General features: G+C 63.0%; 3 protein-coding genes and 1 pseudogene. All 4 read right to left on the reverse strand.

What is annotated here, in order from left to right; genetic code table 11:
• A partial coding sequence (locus tag VKI00_RS06305; protein ID WP_324436145.1) for an acetyl-CoA hydrolase/transferase C-terminal domain-containing protein occupies positions 1-1272 on the reverse strand: 1272 nt, incomplete at its 3' end.
• 904 nt (positions 1273-2176) lie between these two features.
• Positions 2177-2848: a YoaK family protein gene (locus VKI00_RS06310; RefSeq protein ID WP_324436146.1), complete on the reverse strand. Its 672-nt coding sequence runs from the start codon at positions 2846-2848 to the stop codon at positions 2177-2179.
• A 213-nt stretch (positions 2849-3061) separates the two neighbouring features.
• A pseudogene (locus tag VKI00_RS33710) lies at positions 3062-3244 on the reverse strand (hypothetical protein); the annotation flags it as partial.
• 18 nt (positions 3245-3262) lie between these two features.
• Complete coding sequence (locus VKI00_RS06315) at positions 3263-5500, reverse strand: NADP-dependent isocitrate dehydrogenase (protein ID WP_324436147.1); 2238 nt, start codon at positions 5498-5500, stop codon at positions 3263-3265.
• Positions 5501-5790 lie beyond the last annotated feature (290 nt).

Consider the following 5790-nt stretch of genomic DNA (forward strand, 5'->3'; position numbering starts at 1 on the left):
GTCGACGTGGCTGACCATCGGCACGATGCAGGAGATCAACCCGCCTTTCGCGGTCGACGGGGTGACAAACATCGATATGTAGGCGTTGCGGGCGAAGTCACCGGAGCCGCCGATGCCGTTTTGGATGCTCGAACCCATCAAATGGGTGGAGTTGACGTTGCCGTAGATGTCGGCCTCGATCATGCCGTTCATCGCGAGGCAGCCCAGTCGGCGGATCACCTCGGGGTGGTTGCTGATCTCCTGCGGGCGCAGGATGATTCGGTGGCGATAGTCGGCGATATTGTCGATGAATTCGCGGCCGCCGTCTTCGCTGAGTGAGAACGCGGTCGCGGAGGCGATGCTCAACGTCCCGGAGCGCAACATATCCAGCATGCCGTCCTGGATCACCTCGGTGTACGCGGTCAGCGGCCGGAACGGTCCCTGATCTAGTCCGGCCAGCACGGCATTTGCGATATTGCCGACCCCAGACTGCAGCGGCAACAATGTCGCCGGGAGCCGGCCGAGCTTCACCTGTCCCGACAGGAAGTCCACGACCCGATCGGCGATCAGCCCCGAGACAGCGTCGGGCGCCTTGAAAGGCGAGTTCCGGTCGGGGCTGTGGGTCGGCACGACAGCCACGATCTTCTCCGGCGGGCAGCGGAAATAGGGCACGCCGATCTGGTCGGCCGGCCGCACGATCTGGATCGGTTTGCGGTCCGGGGGCAACGCTGTGCCGTAATAGATGTCGTGCATTCCCTCCAGTTCGATCGGCTGCCAGGAGTTCACCTCGAGGATGACCCTTTCAGCTTGATCGATCCACGTCTTGTTGTTGCCGACCGAGGAAGACGGGATCAGGTCGCCGTCGTCGGTGATGCCGGCGACCTCGACGAGGGCGATGTCCAGGTGCCCGAAGTAGCCCTGCCACACCATCTGCGCGACGTGCGAGAGGTGCACGTCCAGGTAGTCCATGGACCCGGCATTGATCTTGGCACGGCTGACCGGGTCGGATTGGTAGGGCATCCGCAGGTCGATGCCGTCGACCGACGCCAACGCTCCATCGAGTTCGGGAGCAGTGGAGGCTCCCGTCCACACACCGACCTTGAAACGTTCGCCGCGCGCGCTCGCCTCGGTGATCCGGCGAGCCAAGGCGGTCGGGACGGCCTTCGGGTAGCCGGCGCCGGTGAACCCGCTCATCCCGACATTGGAGCCGGGCTCGATCAGCGCGGCGGCCTCCTCGGCCGACATCACCTTGTCAACCAGGCCTCTGTACCGGATGTGCGAGAGATCGGTCATCGCAAGGCCCCTTCGCCGGATCGAGCACCCCGATGGTCGACGGTCCGGTCAGGCCCCTGCGGTTCAGCCACAGCGACACTCCCTCGTCCGCGGTCTGGTCCCGCGTCGGTGCATGGCCCCGACCCAACTCTAGCGACGATGGCAAGCCCCGACCATGACCCCGGACCTTATCGAGGCCAGCCGAACTGCCGAGGGCTCCGCCCCGACCGCGGACCTCCGTTTGGCACAGGTGTAAATGAAGTTCCGCCAACGACGCATGGTCAGGGCCATGATGGTGTGGATCGTCGCGTCCATGTGATTGACATGCGGCAGGCCGCAGCCGTTGGTGCTGCTGGTCCATAGCCGACCGATCGGGTGCTCCGTGGTCTTCGTCCCGGAATAGGTCGACGTAAAACCTTGGCCGCTGTGCGGCAATCTCGGCCCGCTGGGACCCTTCGCAGTGCAGTCCTCAACGTGGGCCGGCGACTACCTGCGGTGGCTGGCCGACAACGGCTACCCCCTGGCCGCGGTGGAGGAAGTCGTCACCGCAGCCAAGACCTCCGACGAGGTGTACGACGAGTATCTGGCCCATGCCGGAAAGAAGGAACCCGAGGGGGCCAGGGCGCGAGTCCTGGCCCCTACCCCACGGGCAACGCATCACCCCGGGGCGGCCCGCTGCGTCCGAAATTCTCGCTGTGACCGAAAACGGAAGCGCCTGGCGGCGCTGCTGGACTGGGCTGTAGCTTCTCAATTTCGATGGCTTCCGGTGCACGGGATGACCTGGGGTTTCCGACCTTCGTCTCACGATGCAGACAGCGAGGTTTGCCTCACGAATTGCTTCATTTCCTCGGACGTCGTGCTGTTGCACAACGCTGAACGCGGGGACCGCAGCAAACGACGCGCACCTGGGCGCGGCGTTCGACCACTATTTCGACGCCATGTCTTCGCGGTGGTCGATAACGAAGAGAATGAGCGTGACGGCCAGCACGCCGGCGGGCACCCAGATCGCATGCAACCCCCACACGCGGGTGGTGAACGCGCCCGCGATCGCGCCGGCGGCAAACGTTCCGATCACGACGGCGTAAACCGTGAACGGTCTCCGGGAACTGCTGTCCTTCTCGACGAAGAAGTCGTATCCGGCTTCAACCACCCGCCGTAGATTGTCGGTGGTGGCGAGCGGCATGTAATCGAGGTCGCCGATGCTCCGAAACAGGACAATCTGGATGCCGCCCAAGAAGGAGATCGGCACCACGACCAAACTGTTCGGCAGCGTTGCGGGCAGGAATCCGATCCCGGCCAGAACGGCCGCTTGGATCGCCATCGTCCATCGGAGCGGATGCGGCAACACTTTGTGGACTCGACCGGACTTGATATGTGACGCCAACGCGACGCCGGCGAGGAAGGCGAACATCGGCCACAACGCTGACAGCGAATCGCCCCAATGCCCTTTACGCAAGTGAATCGCGAAAAAGATTACATTGGCGGTCTGCAGATAGGCGAACACCCCGCCGCGCACCAGGTAGGTATGGGCATCCAGGAAACTGTTTGCGACCGTGAGCAGCACGGCGAACCGCAACGTGTGCGGCGTGTATATCACGACGGCTCGAATTCTAACCGGAACGATCAAAGCAACGCCAGCCACTGGACCCGACGCGCCACGACGGCATTTGGTGCTGACCTCGGTCGGCACCCTGCCGGTTTGCCGCACTGGGAATGATGGCGTCGGTTCTGTCACCGTCACCGATCAACGCCCTGTTCGGCTTGTGCGCGTTCGGGCGCAATGTAGGGCAGAAGCAGATATGACTGCCGGGCTCCGCACCAGCGACACACTCTTGGGCGCGGCGAACGTCAGGTCGAAGCCGTGCACGGATCCCCTGGTGAACACCCGCCAGGTGGCCTGGTTGGGGGCGATCCCATCATCGAGCCACGGTCCAGCGTGGTCCCCAAGAACCCGACAAACTTGGAGCACCCGCCACTGATGCCTTGCACCGCACCATCGTTGCGGACCGGCCTAGCCTTGCGCAGCGGTCAGTGCGGCATTGAACGTTTTGCTCGGCCGCATCACCGCCGCGGTCTTCTCGCTGTCCGGCGCGTAGTAGCCGCCGATCTCCACCGCCTCGCCCTGTGCCTCGTTGAGTTCGGCGACGATGGTTTCTTCGTTCTTGGTCAGCGCTTCGGCCAGTGGGGCGAAGTGTTTCTGCAGCTGCTGGTCCTCGGTCTGCGCGGCAAGCTCTTGCGCCCAGTACATGGCCAGGTAGAACTGGCTGCCCCGGTTGTCGAGCTCACCGGTCTTGCGCGACGGGCCCTTGTTGTTGTCCAGCAGCTTGCCGGTCGCGGCATCCAGCGTCTTGGCCAGGATCTTGGCCCGCTCGTTGCCGGTCTTGATGCCCAGGTCTTCCAGACTGGCCCCCAACGCGAGGAATTCACCGAGTGAGTCCCAGCGCAGATGGTTCTCCTCCACCAGTTGCTTGACGTGCTTAGGCGCCGAACCGCCGGCCCCCGTTTCGTACATTCCGCCGCCGGCCATCAGCGGCACGATGGACAGCATCTTGGCGCTGGTGCCCAGCTCCAAGATCGGGAACAGGTCGGTGAGGTAGTCGCGAAGGATGTTGCCAGTGGCGGCGATGGTATCCAGCCCGCGGATCAGGCGCTCCAATGTATAACGCATGGAACGCACTTGCGACATGATCTGGATGTCAAGGCCGTCGGTGTCGTGATCCTTCAGGTACGTCTTGACCTTCTTGATCAGCTCGTTCTCGTGTGGCCGGTACGGGTCCAACCAGAACAACACCGGCATGCCGGAGTTACGCGCACGGGTGACGGCCAGCTTCACCCAGTCGCGGATCGGTGCGTCCTTGACAATGCACATGCGCCAGATATCACCGGTTTCAACGTTCTGCGTCAACAGCACTTCGCCGGTGGCGAGGTCCACGATGTTGGCGATGCCGTCCTCGGGGATCTCGAACGTCCTGTCGTGCGAGCCGTACTCCTCCGCCTGCTGCGCCATCAGGCCGACGTTGGGGACGGTGCCCATCGTCGTCGGATCAAACTGGCCGTTCGTCTTACAGAAGTTGATGACTTCCTGATAGATGCGGGAGAAGGTGGACTCCGGGTTCACGGCCTTGGTGTCCTTGAGCTTTCCGTCGGCGCCGTACATCTTGCCGCCCGCGCGGATCATCGCGGGCATCGACGCGTCCACGATCACATCGCTCGGGGAATGGAAGTTGGAGATTCCCCTGGCCGAATCCACCATCGCCAGCTCCGGGCGGTGTTCGTGGCAGCGGTGCAGGTCTTCGATGATCTCATCGCGTTGCGTTCCCGGCAGCGCCTCGATCTTGCTGTACAGATCGGACAACCCGTTGTTGACGTTGACGCCCAATTCGTCGAACAGCGCCTGGTGCTTGGCGAAGGCGTCCTTGTAGAAGATCTTGACGGCGTGGCCGAAGACGATGGGGTGGCTGACCTTCATCATCGTCGCCTTGACGTGCAGGGAGAACATCACGCCGGTCTCGTACGCGTCCTCCATCTGCTCTTCGTAGAACTCACACAAGGCCTTCTTGCTCATGAACATGCTGTCGATGACGTCGCCGTCATCCAGCGACACCTTGGGCTTGAGCACGATCGCCTCGCCGCCCCTGGTCACCAGTTCCATCTTCACGTCACGCGCGCGGTCCAGCGTCATCGACTTCTCGCCGGCGTAGAAGTCGCCGCGCCGCATGGTCGCCACATGGGTGCGCGAGGCCATCGACCACTCGGCCATGCTGTGCGGGTGCTTGCGCGCGTACTCCTTGACCGCCTTGGGCGCGCGGCGGTCCGAGTTGCCTTCGCGCAGCACCGGATTCACCGCGCTACCCAGGCATTTGGCGTAGCGGTTACGGATGTCTTTATCCTCGTCGGTCTTCGGATCTTGCGGATAGTCCGGAAGCTTGTAGCCCTTGGCTTGCAGTTCCCTGATGGCGGCCACCAACTGCGGCACCGAAGCGCTGATGTTCGGCAGCTTGATGATGTTGGCGTCTGGGTCCTGCGTCAGCCGGCCCAATTCGGCCAGAATCTCCGGCACGCGCTGCGCTTCGGTCAGGCAATCGGGAAACTCGACCAGGATACGTGCCGCCAGGGAGATGTCACTGGTCTTGATGTTGATGCCCGCCTCCCCGGCAAAGGTGCGCACTATCGGCAGAAAGGCGTAGGTCGCCAGCATCGGCGCCTCGTCGGTCAGCGTGTAGATGATGGTCGGCTGCTGGGCGCTCATGGTTGTTTCTCCCGCGTCACTGTCGGTCCGGTTTGAGGGGCTCCGCGTTGTAACGACGGCTATCAGTATTGCGTCGGATACGGCGTTACGTGCGACATGTCCGGGGTTTGTTTCAAATCGCGTTTAATCGTCATGCCGGGCGTGCCATCAGATCATTGCCAGCCACGACAGCGATCCCACCGCACCTACTGGCGCAGCCCACCGAAACGGCTCCTCGATCTTGATTGGGCAGATGTGATTTCGCCGTCAGTGGACGTGTCGTTGCAGTAAGACGGGCTCATTTGGGAACA

Origin of the sequence: Mycobacterium sp. (assembly GCF_035314665.1) — a bacterium.
Classification (GTDB): domain Bacteria; phylum Actinomycetota; class Actinomycetes; order Mycobacteriales; family Mycobacteriaceae; genus Mycobacterium.

Coding starts and splice junctions, on each gene's coding strand:
- VKI00_RS06315 (WP_324436147.1), bottom strand. CDS start 5,500: ATGAGCGCCCAGCAGCCGACCATCATCTACACGCTGACCGACGAGGCG.